This window comes from Pseudovibrio sp. Ad46, from assembly GCF_001623065.1.
Classification (GTDB): Bacteria; Pseudomonadota; Alphaproteobacteria; order Rhizobiales; family Stappiaceae; genus Pseudovibrio.
Genome location: NZ_LMCG01000049.1, coordinates 1 through 24,113, shown reverse-complemented (window position 1 = coordinate 24,113; position 24,113 = coordinate 1). Strand labels below are relative to the sequence as shown.

20 protein-coding genes and 1 pseudogene are annotated in these 24,113 nt (G+C 52.1%); 11 read left to right on the top strand and 10 right to left on the bottom strand.

Going from position 1 to position 24,113, the window contains the following annotated elements; all coding sequences use genetic code 11:
• The first annotated feature begins 28 nt into the window (after nt 1–28).
• The 4 genes from PsAD46_RS13275 (at nt 29) to PsAD46_RS13260 (ending at nt 3,779) form a co-directional block, all read left to right on the top strand.
• Nucleotides 29–757, top strand: a complete 729-nt coding sequence (locus PsAD46_RS13275) for a response regulator (RefSeq protein ID WP_057462770.1) — start codon at nt 29–31, stop codon at nt 755–757.
• Nucleotides 754–2,202 (top strand): ATP-binding protein, encoded by a 1,449-nt coding sequence (locus tag PsAD46_RS13270; RefSeq protein WP_063307116.1) that lies wholly within the window; start codon nt 754–756, stop codon nt 2,200–2,202. The genes PsAD46_RS13275 and PsAD46_RS13270 overlap by 4 nt, the downstream gene beginning before the upstream one ends.
• A 112-nt stretch (nt 2,203–2,314) precedes the next feature.
• Nucleotides 2,315–2,983: a DUF1906 domain-containing protein gene (locus PsAD46_RS13265; RefSeq protein WP_063307115.1), complete on the top strand. Its 669-nt coding sequence runs from the start codon at nt 2,315–2,317 to the stop codon at nt 2,981–2,983.
• Nucleotides 2,984–3,116: 133 nt separating this feature from the next.
• Nucleotides 3,117–3,779, top strand: a complete 663-nt coding sequence (locus tag PsAD46_RS13260; protein ID WP_063307114.1) for a DUF1906 domain-containing protein — start codon at nt 3,117–3,119, stop codon at nt 3,777–3,779.
• 71 nt (nt 3,780–3,850) lie between these two features.
• Here the strand turns inward: PsAD46_RS13260 and PsAD46_RS13255 are convergent, their stop codons facing one another.
• On the bottom strand, nt 3,851–6,034 hold the full coding sequence (locus PsAD46_RS13255; RefSeq protein WP_063307113.1) for a malate synthase G: 2,184 nt from the start codon (nt 6,032–6,034) through the stop codon (nt 3,851–3,853).
• A 382-nt stretch (nt 6,035–6,416) separates the two neighbouring features.
• Here PsAD46_RS13255 and PsAD46_RS13250 point away from each other — a divergent pair, with 382 nt between their 5' ends.
• A complete protein-coding gene (locus PsAD46_RS13250; protein ID WP_063307112.1) occupies nt 6,417–7,307 on the top strand; it encodes a DMT family transporter in 891 nt (296 codons plus the stop codon).
• A gap of 224 nt (nt 7,308–7,531) precedes the next feature.
• Complete coding sequence (locus tag PsAD46_RS13245) at nt 7,532–8,395, top strand: hypothetical protein (protein WP_063307111.1); 864 nt, start codon at nt 7,532–7,534, stop codon at nt 8,393–8,395.
• Nucleotides 8,396–8,403: 8 nt separating this feature from the next.
• Here PsAD46_RS13245 and PsAD46_RS13240 read toward each other — a convergent pair whose 3' ends face one another.
• Complete coding sequence (locus tag PsAD46_RS13240; protein WP_057462776.1) at nt 8,404–9,870, bottom strand: ATP-binding protein; 1,467 nt, start codon at nt 9,868–9,870, stop codon at nt 8,404–8,406.
• 462 nt (nt 9,871–10,332) lie between these two features.
• On the opposite strand from PsAD46_RS13240, the gene PsAD46_RS13230 reads away from it, so the two are divergent.
• The gene (locus PsAD46_RS13230; protein WP_057462778.1) at nt 10,333–10,977 is read left to right on the top strand and encodes a hemolysin III family protein; all 645 of its coding nucleotides are present in this window, start codon (nt 10,333–10,335) and stop codon (nt 10,975–10,977) included.
• A 58-nt stretch (nt 10,978–11,035) separates the two neighbouring features.
• On the opposite strand, the gene PsAD46_RS13225 is transcribed toward PsAD46_RS13230, so the two are convergent.
• Complete coding sequence (locus PsAD46_RS13225; RefSeq protein WP_063307109.1) at nt 11,036–11,350, bottom strand: hypothetical protein; 315 nt, start codon at nt 11,348–11,350, stop codon at nt 11,036–11,038.
• Nucleotides 11,351–11,546: 196 nt separating this feature from the next.
• On the opposite strand from PsAD46_RS13225, the gene PsAD46_RS13220 reads away from it, so the two are divergent.
• Nucleotides 11,547–12,614 carry a dipeptidase gene (locus PsAD46_RS13220; RefSeq protein WP_063293274.1) on the top strand — a complete coding sequence of 356 codons (1,068 nt, stop codon included), beginning with the start codon at nt 11,547–11,549 and terminating at the stop codon, nt 12,612–12,614.
• Nucleotides 12,615–12,662: 48 nt separating this feature from the next.
• On the opposite strand, the pseudogene PsAD46_RS13215 reads toward PsAD46_RS13220, so the two are convergent.
• Nucleotides 12,663–13,157: pseudogene (locus PsAD46_RS13215) on the bottom strand (Lrp/AsnC family transcriptional regulator).
• Nucleotides 13,158–13,295: 138 nt separating this feature from the next.
• On the opposite strand from PsAD46_RS13215, the gene PsAD46_RS13210 reads away from it, so the two are divergent.
• Complete coding sequence (locus PsAD46_RS13210) at nt 13,296–13,748, top strand: DUF2000 domain-containing protein (protein ID WP_063307108.1); 453 nt, start codon at nt 13,296–13,298, stop codon at nt 13,746–13,748.
• 112 nt (nt 13,749–13,860) lie between these two features.
• On the opposite strand, the gene PsAD46_RS13205 is transcribed toward PsAD46_RS13210, so the two are convergent.
• The 4 genes from PsAD46_RS13205 to PsAD46_RS13190 form a co-directional block, all read right to left on the bottom strand.
• Nucleotides 13,861–15,471 (bottom strand): ABC transporter ATP-binding protein, encoded by a 1,611-nt coding sequence (locus tag PsAD46_RS13205; RefSeq protein ID WP_063307107.1) that lies wholly within the window; start codon nt 15,469–15,471, stop codon nt 13,861–13,863.
• Between the two features lie 9 nt (nt 15,472–15,480).
• Complete coding sequence (locus PsAD46_RS13200) at nt 15,481–16,608, bottom strand: ABC transporter permease subunit (RefSeq protein ID WP_057462784.1); 1,128 nt, start codon at nt 16,606–16,608, stop codon at nt 15,481–15,483.
• 12 nt (nt 16,609–16,620) lie between these two features.
• Complete coding sequence (oppB, locus tag PsAD46_RS13195; protein ID WP_057462785.1) at nt 16,621–17,544, bottom strand: oligopeptide ABC transporter permease OppB; 924 nt, start codon at nt 17,542–17,544, stop codon at nt 16,621–16,623.
• Between the two features lie 105 nt (nt 17,545–17,649).
• Entirely contained in the window at nt 17,650–19,236 is a 1,587-nt protein-coding gene (locus PsAD46_RS13190; protein WP_063288129.1) for a peptide ABC transporter substrate-binding protein, read from the bottom strand.
• 385 nt (nt 19,237–19,621) lie between these two features.
• On the opposite strand from PsAD46_RS13190, the gene PsAD46_RS13185 reads away from it, so the two are divergent.
• Entirely contained in the window at nt 19,622–21,442 is a 1,821-nt protein-coding gene (locus PsAD46_RS13185) for an ABC-F family ATP-binding cassette domain-containing protein (RefSeq protein ID WP_063307106.1), read from the top strand.
• A 174-nt stretch (nt 21,443–21,616) separates the two neighbouring features.
• Here the strand turns inward: PsAD46_RS13185 and PsAD46_RS13180 are convergent, their stop codons facing one another.
• Both PsAD46_RS13180 and PsAD46_RS13175 read right to left on the bottom strand, forming a co-directional pair.
• Entirely contained in the window at nt 21,617–21,937 is a 321-nt protein-coding gene (locus PsAD46_RS13180; RefSeq protein WP_057462788.1) for a carboxymuconolactone decarboxylase family protein, read from the bottom strand.
• Nucleotides 21,938–22,148: 211 nt separating this feature from the next.
• A complete protein-coding gene (locus PsAD46_RS13175) occupies nt 22,149–22,835 on the bottom strand; it encodes a potassium channel family protein (protein WP_208981836.1) in 687 nt (228 codons plus the stop codon).
• A gap of 479 nt (nt 22,836–23,314) precedes the next feature.
• Here PsAD46_RS13175 and PsAD46_RS13170 point away from each other — a divergent pair, with 479 nt between their 5' ends.
• Nucleotides 23,315–23,782 carry a hypothetical protein gene (locus PsAD46_RS13170; RefSeq protein WP_063307105.1) on the top strand — a complete coding sequence of 156 codons (468 nt, stop codon included), beginning with the start codon at nt 23,315–23,317 and terminating at the stop codon, nt 23,780–23,782.
• The last annotated feature ends 331 nt before the right edge of the window (nt 23,783–24,113 follow it).

The window sequence follows — 24,113 nt, the reverse complement described above, 5'->3', positions numbered from 1 at the left end:
TGGGAGACGAGACTTACAGCGAGGATGCATGTCTCAGAGTACAGCACATATTCTTATCGTCGATGATCATCGGGATATCCGGGAAAGCCTTGCCCGGTATCTGACGAAGAATAATATGCGTACGACCGTGGCAGAAAGTGCAGCTGCTGCACGTAAGACTCTGAGAAACTCCTCCATTGATCTTGTGGTGCTGGACATCATGATGCCGGGTGAAGACGGTTTGTCACTCTGCCGGCATCTGGTGGAAACCAATCAGGCCCCTGTGATCCTGCTGACCGCGATGGCTGAAGATACAGACCGCGTTGTGGGCCTTGAGATTGGTGCAGATGATTATGTGACCAAGCCCTTCAATCCGCGTGAGCTGCTGGCCCGCATCCGCGCTGTGCTGCGCCGTGCCACCAGTGTTCCGCGGGAACGTGACCCCATCGATACAGAAAAACTGGCATTTAACGGCTGGGTTCTGGATACAGCAAGGCGAGAACTGATTGATCCGGAAGATGTGAGCGTGCCTCTGTCCTCCGGTGAATTTCAGTTGCTGCTGGCGTTTTTGAAGCGGCCCCGTGTGGTGCTGTCACGCGAGCAACTGCTAGATCTGACCTCTGGTCGGTCACTGGGAGTGTTTGACCGGTCTATCGACAATCAGGTTTCCCGCTTGCGCCGGAAAATCGAGATTGATCCCAAAAATCCGGAGTTGATCAAAACTGTCTGGGGGGGCGGTTACACCTTTACCGGTGAAGTCAAAGAAGTCACCCAATGAAATTTCTCAGATACCTGATCCCCCGCCGTCTTGCTCCCCAACTCATTTTGCTGCTTCTGGCTGCGCTTATCTTTTCGCAGGTCGTCAGTTTTGTTCTGCTTGGACGAGAGCGTCAGGTGGCGCTTGCCAATCTTGCCCGCGATAATGCCTTGTGGCGCACTGCGAATGTGGTGAAGCTGCTGGAAGCGACGCCGCCACGCTTGCAGAAGCAGGTTTTGCGTACGGTCTCTAACACACGCACGCGCTTTTCGATTGGAGACACTCCGGTCGTCGCCGAAACGGGTGGTGATGAAAGCATGGAGGCTCGGCTTGCTGACTACCTGAAGCGCAAGCTGGATCATGACCGACAGGCCCGTGTTGCCGTTATCTACAATGAGCGTTTTCAAGAAGAGAAGTGGCGTGAGCGGTCTTCTCCGCCTCCAGATGGACGTGAGCGATCTTCTCATGGTTCCATGCAGGCGATGCATGACCGCCGCGATGATTATTTCAAAAAATACCGCTGGTTTTCTCTAAAAGGCGTCCAGCTCTTTGCTGCTATTGAGCTGAAGAATGGCCAGTGGCTGAACATCGAGAGCAACTTCCGGCTTCCGAAACCCTCGTTTGTACCGATATTGCTGCCGATCGTCATCATGGCCTTGCTGACCATTTTGATCATCTGGGTCTCTGTGTACCGCCTGACAAAGCCACTTCGAACGCTGGAAGCGGCTGCCAATGATCTTGGCCGCGGTGCAGATGTGAAGCCGCTGAAAGAAGCAGGTCCTGCTGAAGTGCAGGCTGTGACGCGCTCTTTCAACCAGATGCAGGAGCGATTAACGCGGTTTATTTCTGACCGTACCCGCATGCTGGCGGCGATCAGCCATGATTTGCGTACCCCGATCACCTCGCTGCGTATTCGTGCCGAGTTTATTGATGATGATGAAGACCGCGAACGCATGATCGCCACGCTGGATGAAATGCAGGCAATGGTGGAGGAGACGCTTGCCTTTACCCGTGAAGATTCCAAGCAGGAAGAGTTGCGTTCTGTCGACCTTGGCGGTTTGCTGGAGAGCATCGCCAATGATCAGGAGGACATGGGCAACCAGGTGAGCGTTGAGGCACACAACCGTGTTGTGCTGAAGTGTCGTCCGATGTCTCTTAAACGTGCTTTCCAGAACCTGATCGGCAATGCGATCCGTTACGGTGAGCAGGCTGAGGTTTCGTTCCGAGTTGACGAGGCTCATGCAGAAGTTCGTATTGCAGACAAAGGTCCGGGCATCCCGCAGAACCGCCTTGAAGATGTGTTTGAGCCGTTTGTACGTCTGGAAGAGTCCAGAAATGAAGAAACAGGTGGCATCGGTTTGGGCCTTGCGATCACACGCAGCATCATTCATGCGCAAGGCGGTACAATCCGCCTTGAGAATGGCGAGGAAAACGGCCTTGTCGCGATTGTGAGACTGCCGCTTTAACATCCAACAGGCGTGAGGGATTAAGGCTTCTGTTACCCTAGCAGAACGCCCTCACTCACGTCGTTGCTCTCCGCTTCGTCACTGCTCTGCATAACAACAAAAAGCAGAGCAAATGATAGATCCAACCTCCCCTAAACTCTTGCTGCCAGCACTTGATACAGCATCAAATGCCGGTAACTCCGCCGAAACACTTGCCCAAGATGGCTACAAAGCCGTGGGACGTTATTACTCCCAGTACAGCTGGAAACAGTTGACCAAAGCAGAAGCTTCAGAACTCTTCGCAGCAGACCTGAACATCTTTGTGGTTTATGAAGACAGCAATAATGCTCCGTCCTTTTTCTCACCCGAAATTGGAATTAAACAGGCGTTACGAGTACTTTATCAGGCAGATGCCGTCATCCATCAGCCAAGGCAAACCGGCATCTATTTTGCTGTCGATTATGATGCATCAAGCTATGACTACACCCATTACATCAGGCCTTATCTGAGAGCGATCAACGATGTTTTTGCTTCCTTTGGCTATCCCTACCATGTGGGCATTTATGGCAATGGTCTCGTCTGTTCCTGTGCCAAAGGTGATGGTCTTGCCAACCTGACATGGCTTTCTCAGTCAACCGGTTACTATGACTATCAGGAATATAAACAATCTGGTGACTGGAACATTCTTCAGGGTCCTTACGTGACAATTGCCGGCACTCAGTACGATCAGGACACACTCAATCTGAACCGAGGCTCTTATGGTGGCTTTGGAAGCTTTGCACCTCCCTCCTGCTCCAAATGAGGGATAAACCTTCCATTGGTTCATCCTTCCAAACCCAGCGTATAACTTCGCTAACCATTGGAACTGGTAGGCTCTCACGGCTTTTCTCTCATGTTCGTCATCACTCTGCATAACAATAAGAAGCAGAGAAGCAATGACTGACGATAAAGGCATCAAGACCGAACCTGCCGTTGATACAGCTGAAGGTGTGGAAGTGCTGGCGAGTGCGATCGCCAAAAAAGGGTATAAGGCCGTTGGGCGTTACTACTCTTTTTCCAAGTGGAAGCAATTGCAGCCGACTGAGGCCCAGCAGCTAATTGCTGCGGGCCTTTCCATCATCACTGTTTATGAGGACAGCAATGACAAGCCATCCTCCTTTACGAGTGCTGCAGGAACACAGCAGGCTCAACAGGCGCTGCATCTGGCACAGGATGTAATCAGGCAGCCCAAAGGCTCTGGCATCTACTTTGCCGTTGACTATGACGCGTCCTATTACGACTACGTGCACTACATCACGCCCTACTTCAAGGAAATCCAGTCAGTCTTTGAAAAGGCTGGAAACCCTTACAAGATTGGCGTCTATGGAAATGGATTGGTTGCTGCCAATGCCTTGCAAGACGGGCTAGTTGACCTGACTTGGCTGAGCCAGTCACAAGGTTTCCGCGACTACAAAAAGTTCCGTGATTCCAGAAAATGGAACATCCTGCAAGGACCGGCTGTGAAAATTTCAGGAACTGAGTTTGATAGTGATACGCTCAATCTGACAAACGGCGATTTTGGCGGATTTACGTATCTTACACCGAAGGATGTCAGCTGAATTCTGGCTCATGAAGTGCCAATCAAGCAAACCCTGCGCAATCGTTTGGGACTGCGCAGGGTTTTATTTTTTTAAGCAGAAACGCCGAATTTGGCTTTTGCTTCCAAACGGCGTTTGTGCAGCACTGGTTCGGTGTAACCGCTCGGCTGGACGCGGCCCTTGAACACCAGATCGCAAGCGGCTTGAAAGGCGACGGAGTTGTCGAAGTCTGGTGCCATGTTGTGGTAGGCCGGATCGCCTGCGTTCTGTTCATCCACCACAGCGGCCATACGCTTCATGATCTCCATCACCTGTTCTTTTGAGCAGACACTGTGATGCAGCCAGTTGGCGATGTGCTGAGAAGAGATGCGGCAGGTGGCGCGGTCTTCCATCAATGCCACATTATGAATGTCCAGCACCTTGGAACAACCTGTGCCATGTTCTACCCAGCGGACAACGTAACCAAGGATGCCTTGTCCGTTGTTTTCAACTTCTGACCTGATGTCTTCCGGTGTCCAGTTTGGATTGGTCGCAACCGGAATGGACAGGATGTCATCCAGCTTGGCTGGCTCGCGGCTTGCCAGTTCTTCCTGAACGGCTGGCACACAGACCTGATGGTAATGCATGGCATGCAAAGTTGCTGCGGTTGGAGATGGAACCCAAGCGGTGTTGGCACCCGCTTTTGGATGCCCAATCTTCTGCTCCAGCATAGCGTGCATAAGATCCGGCATGGCCCACATGCCTTTACCGATTTGTGCATGCTCTCTCAGACCGCAGGCAAGACCGGTATCCACGTTGTGGTTCTCATAAGCGTTGATCCATGCTGCTTGCTTCATGTCCGCCTTGCGGATCATCGGGCCAGCTTCCATGGAGGTGTGAATTTCATCACCAGTGCGATCAAGGAAGCCGGTGTTGATGAAGCAGACACGGGCTTTGGCTGCACGAATGCATTCTTTGAGGTTGACCGTTGTGCGGCGTTCCTCATCCATGATGCCCATTTTCAAAGTGTTGCGCGGCAGTTCCAAAACATCTTCAACGCGGCCAAACAGCTCGTTTGCGAAGGTGACTTCTTCCGGACCATGCATCTTTGGTTTCACGATGTAAACCGAACCAGCCACAGAGTTCATGTTGCGGGCTGTTGCACCTTTACGCAGGCCAATGTCATGCACTGCGCAAAGAGCTGTCACCATGGCGTCCATGATGCCTTCGAAGACCTCATTGCCGTCCTCATCAAGGATTGCCGGGTTGGTCATCAGATGGCCGACGTTGCGCACCAGCATCAGGGAGCGCCCTTTCAGAGCCAATGCATCACCCTGCGCATCTGTATAGAGGCGGTCTGCATTCAACGTGCGGGTGAAGGTTTTGCCACCTTTTGCGACTTCTTCCTTCAGATCGCCGTTCATCAGGCCCAGCCAATTGCGGTAGGCCAGTGCTTTGTCTTCGCCATCGACGGCAGCAACAGAGTCTTCGCAGTCCATGATTGTGGAGATGGCGGATTCTAAAATGATATCGCTGATGCCAGCTTTGTCCGCAGCACCGATTGGGCTGGTGCTGTCAAACAGGACATCAAAGTGCAGGCCGTTCTTCTGCAGCAGGATAGAAGTTGGCGCGTCTTTGTCGCCTGCATAGCCAACAAACCCGAGCGGGTCCTGAAGGCCAGCCATATCTTCATTTTCAAGGGTCAGCGCCAGAGAACCACCCATAATGGCGAATTCTTTGACATCAACCCAGCTGCCTTCATCCAACGGCAGAGCTTCATCCAGCTTTTTGCGGGCGTAAGCGATCACTTCTGCGCCGCGCTTTTCGTCATACCCGCCTGCTTGTGGTGTCGTACCCATAGCATCGGTGCCGTAAAGCGCATCATACAAGGAACCCCAGCGTGCATTGGCTGCGTTAAGGGCGTAGCGGGCATTCATCACCGGCACAACGAGCTGAGGGCCTGCAATTTCTGCGATTTCCGGATCTACATTGTCTGTCTCAACTTCAAAGCTGTCACCCTCTGGCAAGAGGTAGCCGAGCTCTTTGAGGAATGCCTTGTAGCTTTCAAGATCAATGGTACCGGGATTGGCTTTGTGCCAGTCATCAATCTTGGTCTGGATATCTTCACGGATCTGGAGCAACTCGCGGTTCTTCGGTGTCAGATCCTTGATAATCTGCGAAAAGCCCTCCCAGAACTGATCGGATGACACACCGGTTCCCGGAAGCGCTTCTTTTTCGATGAAGTCATGGAGCTCTGGTGAAACCTGTAGTGATGCAACACTTACTCTTTGCGACATGGGTCCCCCTCGTATTGTCATTTTTTAGCAGGATATGCCGTCACTTCCTGCCGCTGAGTTTTTCAAACCAAACCCTTGCAAATTCAATCTCAAGTTTCAATGCATCAATTCGTTTCCGGCTCTTTCAAAACACAGGTGATTGAATGGCAAGCTTTGGTCACGCGGTCTAATGCTTTGATTTTGGGTGGATTTGCGTGCATTTCAAGACGGCATGCCAAGCAAAACGGCATACTTGATGAAACCTCTACAGCCCTTGCGGAAATTCACCTTGCATTTGTTAGGGGGACGGTGAAGGGTGGCTGCTCCTTTTCAGCGGTGCTTTCTGCCCGCTCACCGACGGACTTTTTACATGCCTATTTTCACCTCGCTGTACAGCAGGCCTATGCTGCTTCTGGTGTTGACCACACTCATGTGGAGCGGCAACGCCGTGGCCAGTCAGCTTGCTGTGGGGCATGTTTCACCTATGGTGATCGTGTTCTTGCGATGGGGGATTGTGGCCGCGCTCATGAGCCTGATTGCCTGGCGGGATCTTGTCGCCTCCTGGGCGGACATCCGCCCTCACCTGATCAGCATCGCTTTGATGGCCGCGTTCGGATTCTCCGGTTTCAATGGCCTGTTCTATCTGGCAGCTCACAACACCACGGCGGTGAATATGGGCATCTTGCAGGGCTCCATTCCGATGATCGTGGTGATTGGGGCTTACTTTCTATTTGGCGCACGGGTGACGCTTATCCAGTTCATCGGCATTTTGCTGACGTTGCTTGGGGTTTTTGTTGTGGCCAGTCAGGGCAGCCTTCAGGTTCTGCTCAACTTGCACATCAACCCGGGTGATGCGCTGATGCTTGTTGCAGCAGTGTTTTATGCTGGATACACGCTGGCTTTGAGAAACCGACCCAAGGTCCCTGCACTCGCCTTTTTTGCGATGATGGCCTTTGTGGCTTCCCTGGTGTCACTGCCGATGCTGGCGGTTGAGTACAGTCAGGAAACGTTGGTCTGGCCTTCTGTGCAAGGTTGGCTCGTTATTTTGTACATCTCACTTTGCCCATCATTCCTTGCCCAAATTTTCTATATGCGCGGAGTGGAACTGATTGGTCCTAACCGGGCTGGTGTCTTTGTTAATCTGGTTCCGGTGTTTGCATCGGTGATGGCAATTGTGCTGCTTGGGGAAGTGTTTGCGTTTTATCACGGCGCTGCTCTGGCGCTGGTGCTGGGTGGCATCTGGATTGCAGAGAAATTTGCCTGGGAGAAGCGAGCCAACAAGGCGAAAGCCTGATCCTTTTGCAACAGACAGGTGCATTACTCACAGACTTCAAAGTCTACCATTTCAGTAGACTTTGTTTTTGTGCTAAGTAACGCGAAAGTGTTGTTGTGTCGTGTTCAGCCAACTGTCAGCCAAACATGCGCGCCTCGTAACTATAAGTTTCAGCGTATCCATTTCGGAAATTCAATTCCACTTTCCGGATATGCGCAGTCGTAGATCCAGAGGTTTTGCAGGCAGTGTCCACCGGTCTATCGCCCTTAGATATTCCCACTTTCGAAACAGCGGGCATCCCCGCACGTTTTGCAGGCCTCATTGAGGCTGCTCTACCTGAAGGTGGTGAGCTGGTTGCTGCGCGGGCAATCACCGCGCCTGCACCACACGTGGTGGCTGCAGAGCTGCGGGAGTTTTCCGGTTTTGACAGCAACTTCGGTTTGGTCGCAAAGCGTATGATCGACTACATCAAGGAAGATCGCGGCGCACCGACGACAAAGATTGCCGCAAGCCTTGCCCTGAAGACAATCTGCCAGATCCTGCTCAACCGGATTTCGGTCAGTTACCTGCTGAGTGGCCGTGCACCCCGCATTGATGAACTACGGTTTGTCCTACATGGCAAGGGCCCCTGGGTGGAGGTATTCTTTGACCCTCGCCTTTCGGAAGAGGATTTCGAGCTTAATCCGGATCAGGGTCCTGCCGAGCTGTTTGCGCTATCCATTTGCTTTGAGGAAATCATTCAGGTCTTCCACCGGGAGCTTGGGCGGCGGAAAGTGGCGCCTTCGGTGTTTTATTCCACCGTGGCTGTTTCCATCATATCGCCGTTTCTTGTCTTGCGCCGTCATGGTGCAAAACCATCAGATGTGGCGAGCCTGATGCGTGCCTATCTTGCGAGCCTTGGGAAGAAGATCAATGGCGGGATTGTCTGGCGTCAGCGTCAGCAGGAGGGGCTGACAAAGTATGCTCCGCGGCGCAAAGCGTGCTGCCTGAAGTATGTTCTGCCATCCAAACCGCATTTGTGCTCCACCTGCTCGCGAAGCACCGAGACAACCTTCTTTGATGAAGTGGATGGGCCTGCGGGCGGCCATTCCTTGCCGGATGGCCGCTGACCTGCAGCTTATTTGGTTGCGGTTTGCTTGCCGATATCCGGCAGGGTCACGATACGGTTTCCACGCAAATCACTGGCACAGATGATGAAGCCCTGCTCTTCCATATGGGTGAGCAGCCAACGCGCTCTGCCCGGTGAGCGGGTGCCATACGCTTTCGCGATGTCCAGATCTGCCGGGCACGGCTCATCTGCAAAGGCAGCTTTGGCCAGCAGGAGATAGACGCCGCGCATTTCTTCTGGCAGCTGTCCAGCAATCACTTCTGCTTGCTGCCAGTCGCCTTCTTCGACTTCTTTTTTATCGACACCAGCACGGGCCACAGAAAGAAATTTACGGAACTTGGCAAGATCCTGAGACTTCAACCGATCAATACGGCAGCGGACCTGAAAATCCTGATAGAGCTGTGAGACCGGTGCGAAGGCAGCTTCAGGGTCTTCAAGGATCTTGGCGATGATCTCCTGATACTGCTGGTTCTTCTCTTCCAGATTGAAGAGGTCCTCCGGCTCGGCTTCAACAACTTCCTTATGCTGTGCCTGCATGTTGCTGGCAGCTGTTTGAGACAGCTGCAACATAACGTCTTTTGCAGAAGGCGCGGCCACACGGTTGTTGTGCAGCACCGGATCATTGTCCGTTGCTGTGAAGATCAGTTCAGCAGCTGTTTCAACTGGCTGGTTCGGCATTGGCATCAGCTTTGGCGAGCCGCCACGACTGCCCGTGACAACTTCGCCAATCACCACCTTTTGCGGGCGGCGGGTCATTGCCGGGCCGAGGGAGATGAACTGTCCACGCTCAAGGTTACGGAACTGTTCTGCCTGACGCCGGTCCATGCCGAGCAAATCGGAGGCGCGGGCCATGTCAATATCGAGGAAGGTACGGCCCATCAGGAAGTTGGAGGCTTCCGCAGCCACGTTCTTGGCAAGCTTTGCCAGACGCTGGGTTGCGATAATGCCTGCCAGACCACGCTTACGACCACGACACATGAGGTTGGTCATGGCCATCAGGGAAAGGCGGCGGGCTTCTTCGCCGTAATCGCCAGAGGCGGAAGGTGCAAACAGCTGGGCTTCATCCACGACAACCAGAACCGGATACCAGTACTGGCGGTCGGAATCGAACAGGCCGTTCAGGAAGGCAGCAGCGGCTTTGAGCTGCTTGTCCGGTTCCAGATGCTCCAGGTTGAGAATGACGGAAATGCGGTGCTGGCGCACGCGAGCGGCGATCATGGTGAGTTCGCGATCATTCATGGTCGCCTCAATCACCACATGCCCAAACTCATCTGCCAGCGAGACAAAGTCGCCTTCCGGGTCAATCACCACCTGTTGCACCCATGGTGCGCTTTGCTCCATCAGGCGGCGTAGCAGGTGCGATTTGCCCGAGCCGGAGTTTCCCTGCACGAGTAGTCGCGTTGCAAGCAATTCTTCAAGATCGACAACAGAGGAGGTGCCATTAGGTTTGACACCCATTTCGATGCTGACCGTCATTCAAAATCTCTTGTTGCGCCTCGCAAGAGGCAGGTGATTAACCGGGTATCGGCAATAAACGTTTTTTAAAGTGCGCTGCGGTTCGCTTCTCAGATTTCGACGCTGGCAAGAACCAACGCTTACAAACCCGAAAATGGCATCGACTGCTGCTTGGGAAGTCAGCGCAAAATCTCCGATTCTAGGGAAAATTGCAAAGCAGCTGTTTCGCTTTCGCGTTCTTTCCCACAGAGCCCAAAGGGTCCTTCAAACCAGAGCAGCTTCTTTTGGGAAGCCGAGAGAGGCAATGCCACATCTGGGCGAGACTGGCAATTGGATATGCCCGATTTCCAAGGGCATGACCTTCAGAATTGAGAATTGCCCAGTAAATGACCAGATTGCAACTTAGTTACAGTTGAGTTTACGAGCTTGGACCTGCATTATAGAAGAGGGTATATATTGGATTAATTGGGGGATTGTCCGCGGATGAGGGAAGAAACCTACGCAGAACGAGTGGTTGACGGCGTCATCCACGTTGTGGGCATTGCGTTTGGAGCAGCTGCGACAACTGCCTTTGTTATGGTCTTGTGGGCAGCGGATGATTACGCCCGGCAAATCAGCATCTACATATATGCTGGTACGCTGTTGGCCATGCTTGTCTGCTCTGCGACCTACAATATTTTGCAGAAAGATAACAAGATTGGCATCCTGCGCCGTCTGGACCATTCCGCAATCTATTTCCTTATTGCCGGTACCTACACTCCCCTATGCCTGATGGTCCTTGGCGGGTGGCTTGGGATTTCCATGCTCGTTGGGATCTGGATTTGCGCGGTGGCAGGTGCGGCCATCAAGATCTTGCACATTACTTCCATGGATAAGCTGGCTGTGCCTATTTATCTGGCGATGGGCTGGGTGAGCTTCTTTGCAATCGTTCCTATTTACAATGAGCTATCCCTGGCAGGCTTCACGCTGCTTGCCACCGGCGGTGGGCTCTATACGGTTGGCACCCTGTTTTACATCTGGAAGAACCTGCCATTCCAAAATGCGATCTGGCACGGTTTTGTGTTGTCAGCAGCGGCCTGTCATTTCGCAATGATCATGGTAGATGTGGCCTTGCCCGGCTTGGCCTGACCCATTCGCTTAAGATCGAGGACGGGGACAGCAGTCCCCTTCCCCAAATCGCCTGGTATCAGACACTGCCCTCAGTCTCAACGACCAGCACACGCGCCTCACCTTGGGGCTGTGCTATATGTTCAGTGCCGATTGAAGCATAGAAAATATCGCCTGAGTTCAATAGAGCGGAAAGTTCCTCGCCGTTTTGGCGATACTTCATCTCGACGCATCCAGACAGTACGACAAACACTTCCACCCCCTCATTCACATGCCACTTGTAGGGCTGATCCGTCCAATGCAGCCGTGTGGTAATGCCATTCATGTTGGCAATCTGCTGTGCACCCCAGGCTTTGTCTGCCGTAAAGTCAGAGCTTCTGATCACTGTCGCCATTGCGCTGTTCCCTCATAAAACCATCCAGAAATATCCGCTGATCCTATTGATTTTAAGGGTTTAATATTTAACAGTGTAGTTTCAAATTCCGCCAATGTGACCTAGCTTTGTGCCAGTGGCCTTGGGCTTTGCGTAGATCCCTTTTGCTTTTCACATTTGGTTTTTCTCATAGCATTTTTCATTTTCGGAGTTCTTCATGACAGATACTGCCTCCAACCTGGTTCCGGTTTTTGACGGCCATAACGATACGCTGCTCTCGTTGGAGCGTCGGTCGAATACTCCCAAGGAACGCAGTTTCTTTGAGGAGGCTGGTCACGATCACATCGATCTGCCACGCGCCCGCAAAGGCGGTTTTGCTGGTGGGCTGTTTGCCATGTTTACCCCTTCTGTGCGAGCCAAACCGAAGGAAGGTAAAGAGGTTGACTTCAAAAGCCCTGAGCATTTCAAAGGCGTGTCCCAACAGGAAGCGCTGGATTATACTCTGAAGCTTCTTGATATTGCAGAGGACCTTGAAGCCAAGGGGAATGGTGAGGTGAAGATCTGCCGTTCAACTGTTGCAATCAAGGAGGCAATGGCAGCTGAGCAACTGGCGATGATGCTGCATGTTGAAGGCGCCGAGTGCATCGATAAGGACTTTGAAGCGCTAGAGCTGCTGTATAATCGCGGTTTGCGCTCTATCGGTCCTGTTTGGAGCCGTGAGACCATCTTCGGATATGGCGTGCCGATGGAGTTTGAGCATAGCCCAGACATTGGCCCAGGTCTTACTGATGTGGGTAAAGAGCTGGTGCGCCAGTGTAATCACCGTAAGATCCAGCTGGACGTGTCTCACTTGAATGAGAAAGGCTTTTGGGATCTGGCCAAGATCACCGACAAGCCGATCGTGGCGAGCCATTCCAACGTGTTCAAGATCTGTCCGATGAGCCGGAACCTGACAGATAAGCAACTGGATGCGATTGCTGAATCTAAAGGACTGGTGGGTATCAACTTTGCGGTCTTCTTCCTGCGTCCTGATGGTCAGCTGAACTCTGACATGCCTTTAGACGTGATCTTGCGCCATGCGGACTATCTGATCAACAAACTGGGTGAAGATGGAGTTGCGCTTGGGTCAGACTACGACGGCTGTCTGGTTGCCAACGACATCAAGGATGTGGCTGGTTTGCCAAACCTGATCGAAGCCTTCCGCAAAGCAGACTTTGGTGAGGACCTGATCGCCAAGATCGCGCATAAGAACTGGATCAGCGTTTTGGAGCGAGCGGGGATTTAATTCTCCTTCCCTGCCGCGAAGATGTGAAAAAATGGGTTGGCATGTCAGTCAAACAGGCCAGCCCGTGAGCGGCTTTAGCTCCTTGAGCACAAAGTTGCTTTCCATAGCTTTAATGCCCGGAAGGCGCCGTAGGATGTTCATCGAGAATTCGGCATACGCATCAAGATCTTCGCAAACCACTTGCAGCACGAAATCAACTCCCCCTCCGACTGAGTAGCAGGCAATGACCTGCTCAAGCTTCAGCACAGCCTTTTCAAACTCCACGGCCTGTTCTGCATTGTGCGCATCAATCTGGATCATCACGACAACGAACACACCAAGGCCCAGAGTTTTTCGATCCAGACGAGCGGCGTAATTACTGATCACCCCTTCCTACTCTAACCGTCTGACGCGCCGCCAGCACGGCGAGGTGGACATACCCACCTTTTCGGCAAGCTCAGTATTTGAAAGGCGTCCCTCCTTCTGCAAAACCTGAAGGATTTTCCTATCTGCGGCATCCAGCTGAACAGCTTTCTTTTGTTGCCCGCTACTTTCAAGAGACATTTTGCACTCCCATTGGTAGAGTATACCTAACTTTGGCGATTTTCAGGTAGTACCTACCTATATATAGCTCATTTTAGGGTAAGATAGATCAACCTTCTCTTCTGCGTCCAGATATTGTCCCCCATAAAGGAGACAAGGATGCTTACTAATCAAATCAAGAAACAACCACTTCGAGGTGAACAGGATTTGCGGCTTGCGATTGTGGCGGACCCAGATTTACCTACGGGTCTGCTCGCAAATACGGTCGGGGCCATATCAATTGGGATTGGAACAGAAAACACCGGGCTGGCCGGAATAACCTTAACAGACCGTGAGGGTGTGTCCTTCAAGTGCAGTGCGGATCGTCCTGTCCCTATCCTGCAGGCCAATATCGATCAAATGCAGAACTTATTGACGAAGTCCTCCGCACACCTTGACGAAATTACTCTGGTTGTTTTTCCCGCCTTTGCCAGATCAATCCATTCTTTCGCTGAGTATGACGCTCTGGTGCCCACGCAGGCTCTGAAGACAGAGAAGATAGACGGGATAGGGATTTGCGGTCCAAGCAAACTGGTGCGCTCACTTGTGGGAGCGCTCAAGCTGTTAAGATAGTTTGAGTTCAAACGATGCGGTGCACTTTGACAGTGAACCTCTCACGCCTCATGCAAAAACCCCGGCGCGTTGCACCGGGGTTTTCAATTTTAAAAGCTTTGACCGCTTAGCTTCAAGCTGGCTTCAACGCAGCAGCTTCGAGCAGTTCTTTGGTGTAGTCTTCTTTCGGGTTGGAGAAGATTTCTTCTGCCAGTCCCTTTTCAACCACTTCGCCTTTCTGCATCACCATCACAGTATCGGACATGGCGCGAACCACAGCCAGATCGTGAGAGATGAAGAGATAGGTCAGGCCATGCTCTTTTTGCAGGTTGCGCAGAAGCTCAACCACCTGCTTTTGCACGGTACGGTCCAACGCGGAGGTGGGTTCGTCCAGCACAACAAGCTTTGGATTGAGGATCATGGTGCGTGCAATCGCGATACGCTGACGCTGACCACCAGAGAACTCGTGTGGGTAGCGGTTGCGCATGGCTGGGTCCATGGACACTTCTTCAAGCGCTTGGATAGCCCGCAGATCACGTTCCTTGGCTGAGAGCTGAGGCTCATGCACCAACAGACCTTCGGTGATGATCTGGCCCACGGTCATACGCGGGGACAGAGACCCGAACGGATCCTGGAAGATGAGCTGCATTTCTTTACGAAGCGGCTGCATCTTCTTTTTGGCTGCACCGGTGATGTCGTTTCCGAGGTAAACAACACGGCCACCTGCTGTTGGCAGAAGCTGAAGCACAGCACGGCCCAGAGTGGATTTGCCGGAGCCGGACTCGCCTACGATGCCGAGTGTCTGGCCTTCACGCACTTCCATGGAAATGTCGTTTACAGCGCGCAGCACGTGGTTTGGCTTGAGGAAACCAGTCTCGGTTTCAAACTCAACGCGCACGTCCTTTGCATCCAGAACAATCGGATTGCTGTCAGGCACAACGGCTTTTGAACCGGTTGGCTCTGCATCCAGCAGCATCTTGGTGTAATCATGCTGAGGGTTACCAAAGATCTCTTTGGTGTTGCCCTCTTCAACAACTTCACCAGACTTCATCACATACACACGGTCAGAGATGCGCTCAACGATAGCCAGATCGTGGGTGATGAACACAACTGCCATGCCGAGGCGTTTTTGAAGATCTGCCATCAGTTCAAGGATCTGAGCCTGAGTGGTCACGTCCAACGCAGTGGTTGGCTCATCCGCGATCAGGATATCCGGATCGTTTGCGAGCGCCATTGCGATCATGACACGCTGGCGCTGACCGCCAGACATCTCATAGGGGAACGCCTTCACTTTGCGTGCAGGCTCAGGAATACCCACGAGCTCCAGAAGCTCTACAGCGCGCTTTTTAGCTGTTGCCCAGGTGTATTCACCGTGCTCAACCATTGGCTCACAGAGCTGGCGCTCAATGGAGTAGAGCGGATCCAGAGAAGTCATCGGCTCCTGGAAGATCATGGTCACTTTCGCACCACGGATCTTGTTGAGCTGACGAATGGAAGACCCAAGGATGTTCGTGCCGCGGTAACGGACTTCACCATGGGTGATGCCGTTGCCTGCCAGAAGCCCCATGGCTGCCATCATGGTCTGGGATTTACCAGAGCCAGACTCGCCCACAATCGCGACAGTCTCGCCGGAGTCCACATGGATGTTCACGCCTTTTACTGCGTGAACCATGCCGGTGTTGGTTTCGAAATCAACTTTAAGAGTGTCGATCTCAAGAACAGTGTTTTCGTTAATCTTGCTCATTCTGTCCTCTTATCGATCCTTAGGGTCCAGCGCATCGCGCAGACCGTCGCCGATGAAGTTCAGCGCGAACAATGTGGAGGTGAGGAAGATTGCCGGGAACACCAGCATCCATGCTGCACCTTGCAGGTTACGCGCACCTTCGGAGATCAACACACCCCAAGAGGTCATTGGCTCCTGAACACCAAGGCCCAGGAAGGACAGGAAGCTTTCCAGCAGGATCACTTTTGGTACCAGCAGGGTCATGTAGATCACAACCGGACCAAGTGTGTTTGGAATGATGTGGCGCTTCAGAATACCGCCACCTTCAACACCCATAGCTTCCGCAGCCTGTACGTATTCCTGGCGTTTGATGGACAAGGTCTGACCGCGCACAATACGCGCCATATCCAGCCACTCAACAGCGCCCACGGCAATAAACATCAGGACGAAGTTACGGCCAAAGAACACAACAAGCATGATCACGAAGAAGATGAATGGCAGTGAGTAGAGGATATCTACAACACGCATCATCACCAGATCGACCCTGCCACCGAAGTAACCGGAGGCAGCCCCCCAGAACACACCGATGCTGATTGCAACGAAGGTTGCCAGCAGACCGATGGTCAAGGAAACACGACCTGCAATCAGTGTACGGGTGAGCATGTCACGGCCGTTTGCATCCGTACCGAAGTAGAAGTGCATGTACTGAATGTCAGCGGTTACAGTCGCGCTCTTTTTATCTGAAGAAATGTTGCTGATTGCAGCACTCTCAAACAGATCAGAACGATCGAAGTAACGTGCATAACGCTCATCCAGTTTGCGACGGGATGTTACTGTTGCAGTCACCTTGCCATCGTTCAGCTCATAGCTGTCGACGGTCATACGAGCACGCTTTGCAATTTTTGCAAAGGCTGGCTGGATCTCATCCTGCTTCGGATAAGCTTCCAGGCTCGCAGGCTGCTTCACGTAATCGCGATAAACCTGATCGTATGGGTGCGGCGTCAGCATTGGCCCGACGACGGACAGCAGTGTGATCACTGCCAGCACGATCAGAGAGGTCACTGCTGCTTTGTTTGCAAGAAGACGATCACGGGCGTCATCCCACAGCGAGCGGCCCATTTTCGGGGCTTCTTTCAGCTGGTCGGAGGTAACACTCATAAATTCGAGTCCTCAGTCAAAACGCACACGAGGATCAAGCATTGCATAGAGCAGATCCACGATGAGGTTGAAGATAATGACGAAACAAGCGACGACTACGACAGTACCCATTACGAGTGTGTAGTCACGGTTCAGAGCGCCTTGTACGAAGTAGCGGCCAATACCCGGGATACCGAAGATGGTTTCGATAACGACGGAACCGGTCAGCAATGCAGCAGCTGCAGGGCCGAGGTAGGACACAACCGGCAGGATTGCCCCACGCAGAGCGTGAATGACAACGACGGTGTATCCGGACAGGCCATAAGCGCGTGCTGTGCGGACGTGGTTGGAACGCAGTGCTTCAATCATTGAACCACGGGTCAAACGGGCAACAACTGCAATCTGCGGAAGAGCCAGCGTTACGACAGGCAGAACCATGTTGACAAAGGCGCCACCGCCCCAGCCCCCGACAGGGAGCCAACCAAAATGCACACCCAGTATGAGTGTCAGAATTGGTGCCACAACAAAGTTCGGGATGGTCACCCCGAGTGTCGCAACGGCCATCACAGAGTAGTCGACGCCTTTATTCTGGCGCAGCGCTGCGATAACCCCCAAAAACCCACCAACAGCCAGGGCAAGAGCCAGTGCAGAAAGACCGAGCTGCATGGAGATTGGAAGACTTTGGGCGAAAAGTTCATTGATCGAGAAATCTCGGAAGAAGAAACTTGGACCAAAATCACCGGACAATACGCTCTTGAGATAAATGAGGTACTGCTCCCAAAGAGATTTGTCCAAATTGTAGATCTTGTTCAGATTCTCCATAACCTTTGCTTCCAATGGACGTTCCAGATCGAACGGACCACCTGGCGCTACGCGCATAAGGAAGAAGGAAATCGTAATGATCAAGAACAAGGTCGGTATCGCGCTGAGCAATCTGCTCAGGACATAGCGTAACATGGGCCTTGCTTCTCCAGTTGTTTATCGTTTTTATTTACCGATAGTTCACAAAAATGCCAGCCATGAGCTATCCTGCATGACTGGCATTTTCTGTCGCGTTAAAGATTACTTGTTAATCTTGACGAAGCGGCTTGGATGCACGTCCAACAGGTTGGTTTCGAAACCGGAAACCTTATCAGAAACAAGGTTTTTGGAGCCGTAGTACATCAAAGGCAGGAATGGCAGATCACGCATGAAGATCGTTTCTGCTTTCTTCAGGATCGCTGCACGCTTTTCGAGGTCAACAGTTACAGCTGCTTCATCCATGAGCGCATCGTACTCAGGGTTTTCATAGCGAGCGTAGTTGAAGCCTGTGTTGTCGCTTTCAGTCATGAACAGGAAGTTCTGCGGGTCGGAGTAGTCACCGATCCAGCCTGCGCGAGCAACATCGAAGTCACCACGGTCACGCAGGTGTGCATAGTGGGTCTTGGTGTCAGTGTTCAACATGGACACTTCAACGCCAAGAGGCTTCCACATGTCTGCGATTGCAACAGCAGTGTTCTTGTGGTTCTCAGAGGTGTTGTAACGGATTTCAACCTTCAGAGGGTTGCTCTGGTTGTAACCTTTAGACTCAAGAATCTTCTTAGCTTCTTCCTCACGGTCGAGCAGGTCAGTTTCTGCCCAAGGAGCGTAAGCTGGTTCGCCGTAGTTGTCGATTCCAGGAGGCACGAGGGAGTAAGCAGCAACCATAGTGCCGCCCCAAATGTCTTCTGCAAGGAATTCACGGTCGATTGCCATGGACAGAGCCTGACGAATATCAGGGTCTTTCATAGCTTCAGATTCATGGTTCAGCGCGTAGTAGTAGTTGCCGAGATATGGCGCGACTTTAAACTGATTGCCCAAAGTGCCACGAATGAAGTCGATCTGCTCCAGTGGGGCATCGTTGTTAGTGTCCAGTTCGCCAGCCTGGAAGCGGCGAAGAGCTGCACCACGGTCTTCAGTCGGGTAGAACTTAACTGAATCCAGAGCAACGTTTGCTGCGTCATGGAAGTAAGGGTTCTTAACTGCGGTCACAGCATCGTTTGGTACGAAGCTGGACAGTACAAATGCGCCGTTGGTTACGATGTTGGCTGGCTTTACGAAGTCAGAACCAAACTTTTCAACGGATGCAGGGTGTACCGGAAGACCGGACTGGTGCGCCAGAAGCTGGATGAAGTAAGGAGTTGGAGCGTGCAGCTTGATTTCAAGGGTCTTGTCATCAATTGCTTTAACGCCGAGCTTCTCACCTTCCATGTCGCCTTTGTTAACGGCTTCGGAATTCAGGATAGGATAGAGAACGTTTGCGTATTTCGCACCGGTCATTGGGTTCATGATGCGGCGCAGGGAGTAAACGAAGTCACCAGCCAGAACTGGATCGCCGTTTGACCACTTTGCGTCGTCACGCATCTTGAATGTGTATGTCAGACCATCGTCAGAAACAGTCCAGCTTGCGGCCGCGCCGGGGATGATTTCACCCTTCGCGTTGTAAGCAACAAGACCCTCATAAAGATCACGCAGAATGTGAGCTTCATAAGTTGTAGATGTCTTGTGCTGGTCAAGTGTTTCTGGGTCAGCGGAATTACCACGGTTGTATACGGTTTCAGCCGTGGCAGATAGCGAAGTAGCAGCAATTAGGGCTGCAGCTAGCGCTGACATACGAATGGACTTGATCATGCAGATCTCCCCTCTCCTCAAGTTACATTCCGCCAGATTTGGAGACTGGCAGTTCGCAGCAACATTTCACTGTTGCGTTATTATAGCAAGTGTCGGAGGATCAAAATTTCCTCGTAATCGGAGATTATTTTAATCTCTTATTTACATTATGAACGATTACGGAAGCATTATTTCCAATATAGACTAAATTTGGAACAATTATTTCAAATTACGTTACTGAATCTTTTGCAATCGCGTCACTATGACGCCCGGCATTTGTGCTCCCCGTTTTTTCACAGGAGCGGCAAAAAACTTTCACCTTGGCTCATTTGTGGTAGAGCACTACCAACAAATCTACTCCTAGCGTTGAAATGCGCTGTTTTGGGAATCTGGAAAGACAAGCTTAATGGCACCACCGCTTCTTCATGTGCGAGACATACACCTTAACTTTGGAACAACACCTCTTCTGACTGGTGCAGAACTGCAAGTCGGGGAAGGCGAGCGGATCTGCTTAGTTGGTCGAAACGGGTCTGGCAAGTCGACACTGCTGAAAATCGCTGCGGGATTAACAGAGCCGGATAAGGGCGAGTATTTTTTGCAGCCGGGGCGGACGATCCGGTATTTGCCTCAGGAGCCGGATCTTTCGGGGTATGCGACGGTTCTTGCCTATGCTGAAGGTGGGCTGGCTCCTGGTGATGATCAATATCGGGCCAAATACCTATTAGAAATCCTAGGCTTAACGGGTGAGGAAGATCCGGATACGCTTTCGGGCGGAGAAGCCAAGCGGGCGGCGATTGCGCGGGCTTTGGCGCCGGAGCCGGACATTTTGCTCCTGGACGAACCGACCAACCATCTGGACCTTCCGGTGATTGAGTGGCTGGAATCTGAGCTTAAGCAGATGAAATCTGCCATTGTTCTGATCTCGCATGACCGTCGTTTTTTGGAGAACCTGTCCCGCGTAACCTACTGGATCGACAGGGGTATCTCCCGCCGTATGGACCAGGGGTTTGCCAAGTTTGAAGAGTGGCGGGACAAGGTTTTTGAAGAGGAAGAAAAAGAGCAAGCCCGGCTGAATGAGAAGATCCGGCAGGAAGAGCATTGGATGGTTTATGGCGTGACTGCGCGTCGTAAGCGGAATATGCGGCGGGTGCGGGAGCTGGCTGACCTGCGTCAGAAGCGCAAGGAGCATAAAGGACCGCAGGGCAGCGTGAAGATGGCTGCCACTGAGGGGGATATCTCCGGCAAGCTTGTCTCTGAGGCCAAGCACATCGGCAAGACCTACGAAGAGCGCGCGATTGTCAAGGATTTCTCCACCCGCATTTTGCGTGGGGACCGGATTGGCTTTGTGGGACCGAACGGGGCTGGCAAGACCACCTTGCTGAAGATGCTCACCGGAGAACTTGCACCGGATGCGGGCACGATCCGCCTTGGCGCCAATCTTCAGATGATCACGCTGGACCAGAAGCGCGAGAAGCTTGACCCCAATGACACGCTCGTCAATGCCATGACGGGTGGCAGCGGGGACATGGTTATTCTGGGTGATACCTCCAAGCATGTTATGAGTTATCTCAAGGACTTCCTGTTTAAGCCGGAACAAGCGCGCACCCCTGTGCGTGTGCTTTCAGGCGGGGAACGGGGACGTTTGCTGCTGGCGCGTGCGCTGGCTGCACCTTCCAATTTGATGGTGCTTGATGAGCCGACCAACGATCTGGACCTTGAAACGCTGGACCTGTTGCAAGAGCTGATTTCTGATTATCCCGGCACCGTCCTGCTTGTGAGCCATGATCGTGACTTCCTTGACCGCATCTGCACCAGCATCATTACGATGGAAGATGAGAGCGGCAATTGGGGTGAGTATGCTGGCGGGTACACCGACATGGTGCGCCAGCGCGGTGAAGGTGTGCAGGCGCGTAAAGTTGCCAAGGCGGACAAGGCTTCCAGTGCTGCGAAGGAGGATAAGTCCTCTACTGCTGCGCCGAAGAAGGAGACCAAGAAGTCCGGCCTCAACTTTACTCAGCAGCACCGCCTGAAGGACATTCCGAGTGAGATTGAAAAACTGGAAGCGAAAATCACTAAGGGCCAGAAGGAGTTAGAGGATCCGAACCTGTTCAGCTCCAATCCGGACCGTTTTCACAAAGTGATGACCGCTGTTGGGAAGCTGCACGAGGACCTTGCTGCGCTTGAAGAAGAGTGGCTGGAGCTGGAGATGCTTGCCGATGAGAGCTAAGTACCTCATATCTCTATGATTTTAAGAAAGGCTTCGGAGGTTTCCGGAGCCTTTTTTGTTTGCGTTATTTTGTGCGTTCATTTGCGTTACTTGCGAGATACCAGCGTTTTTTATGAATCTGGTCGCGTGGTACCGCTGGTGTTCAGAGGCCGGCTTATCCCCCTGCCCGCGGTGTTATTCATCATGCTCTATCATGTGGGTGCCGTGGGTGATGGCGCTGCTGGCGCGGATAGCGGCGGCGATGAAGACGACTTCGGCGAGCTCTTCATCTGTTGCGCCGCAGACCTTGGCGTTCTCGCGGTGGATCTCGATACAGTACGGGCATTGGGTGGTGAGTGCGGCGGCCAGTGAAATGAGCTGCTTGTTCTTTTTGGAGATCACGCCGTCGGACATGGCCTCTGCATTGAAGGCGATGAACATCTTCCAGGTTTTACCGGTTGCCAAAGAACTGAACTTCTTCAGCTTGCGCATATTGTCCATGGAGAACATTGGCATGGGCGACCTTCCGGTTGGCTCAGGTTTTTCCGGGCAATTAAAACAGGCTGCGCTTAATAACCACCAATGAAACCCGTTCAGCTTTAATCAGGATCAGACGGGTCGCTTTCATTCTTTATTTTGGAAAAAGCCGCAGGCGCTATTTTTTAAAAGGGCTGCGGGCGCCATTTTGGAAAAAGCCGCAGGTGCGGGTTTGCAGCTGTAGCGCACGTCAGTCCTTCTTTTTCGGTTGTCTGTATTTGAGGAATTTGCCGACGATGATGGCGGTGAGCACGACCATATAGAACTGGCCAGCCAGCCCAACAATGATTGCGGCCTTTCGGGCGATGGGTGTCAGCGGAACGATGTCGCCGTAGCCGATTGTCATCAGCGTGATGAAGGCGGCGTACATGAGGGCTTCTTCCTGTGAGTGGGTCTCTACATTTTCTATGGGCAGGCCTTTGAAGGAGCCCGGGTGCACGTGCTCTATGAGTATAAAGAGAAAGAACGAGACCATGCCGATTGAAATGTAGCCGCTGAGCACGCCCAGCACCACGCGGTAGTTTTCTTCAAACGTCCTGAGCATCTCATCAATCAGCACAACGGCCACCACAGCATGGAAGGCAAAGAAGATCACAATTTGCGGGACCAGCGGATCGATTGTCGGAAAGATTGGCGTGTCAAGAAACGACAGGATCAGCGAGCAGGCAAGCAACACGGCGACCAACCTGAAAAACTGCCTCCTTTTTAACGTGATGAGCATGCCGGTTGCGATGTTGAAGCTATAAAACGCGTTGAAAACAGGCGTGTCCAGTGTCTGGCCCGGCAAGATCAAAGCGCCGAACATAAGCATCATCTGACTGAAGAGAAACACCTCAATCCGATAATCAAACAGACTCTTTAGAGATTGCGACCGCACCGGGGACCCCAGTTTTCTTTGTTATTTTGCGCTAATTTTCGCAAAAGAAGGCTAAAGAATGGGAAATCTGGCGAGTGGGTTTGCCCTTGAAATTTGGGAGTGTGTCAGCGCGCAGCAATCTTGCCTCATACCTTTCTGTCTCACTCCCCGCATGCGACGTTGAGCCGAGTTATGTGTTTGGAAAAACACACGTTCTGCATGTCTACACTTAAGAGTCTCAAGTTCACTTATGTATTATTGACTCAGATCAACAATAAACCACTAGAAACACAACTTATTTCCGACAAGCTTGAAGCAAGTTTGACTATAATATTCTCAAAAAAGACACATACAAAACTACATTGCGTCACTTTTTCCTACAGCAACTTACTAGATCGATAATATGCAGGATAAACTTAAAAGTTTAACTTACTCATATTTTCGGACAGCGCGAAATTACTAAATTTCGTATTTCTAATAAAGTAAAAGGAAAATTTTATATGCGGTACAACTTCAATCCTGATTACTTCAATTTCGGCGGTGCTCCTAATCCTGGCACCAACAGCATTTCATCTGGCAACAACTCGGTTGCACCAGGGAACACAGTCAACACCACTGGAAACACGATCACGACCCCAAGTGGAACCATCACAGATGGCCCTGCTCCAATTTCCTATGACAATCCATATGATGATTTTGACTTCGGCAACCTTGGCGGCAACAGCATCAACACCGGCGGCAACCATGTTACCGGATCCGGCAACTCCGTCACAACCGGTGGCCACCATGTTACTGGTTCCGGTGTTAATCTTGATACTGGAGGTCACACGGTCGTTGGCTCTGGCATTACTATAGATACCGGTGGCCATAGCGTTGGCAATCCAATGGATTACGATGGCGCTGATTATGGCGGCTATGACGCGGCCTCAGATTACAGCAGCTTTGATTACGGCGACTTCTTCCTCTAAGCAGCCCCCGCGCTCCAGTCTGAGCCCCTTTTCTGACTGGAGCGTACCCACTTTTGTTGCAGCTGATCAGCTGTGCCTCCGGTGCTTATTTCGAGGCTGCGATCAAGAGTTGCAAACACTCAGGAGATGACGGCACAGGTTTAAGCGCCACCACCTCACCTCTTCGCCGCCTCACCTCCCCACCGACGTCATCCCGGCCCCCGATGTTTGTCCCGGAGAGATAGTTGACGTTTGTTCGGGGACATGGGTGACGGTCATGTTATGATGTTAAGTCGATTTTTGCGACTGTGTTTGCTGCAAAACATACGTTGAAGATCTCAGGTTTGTCTTA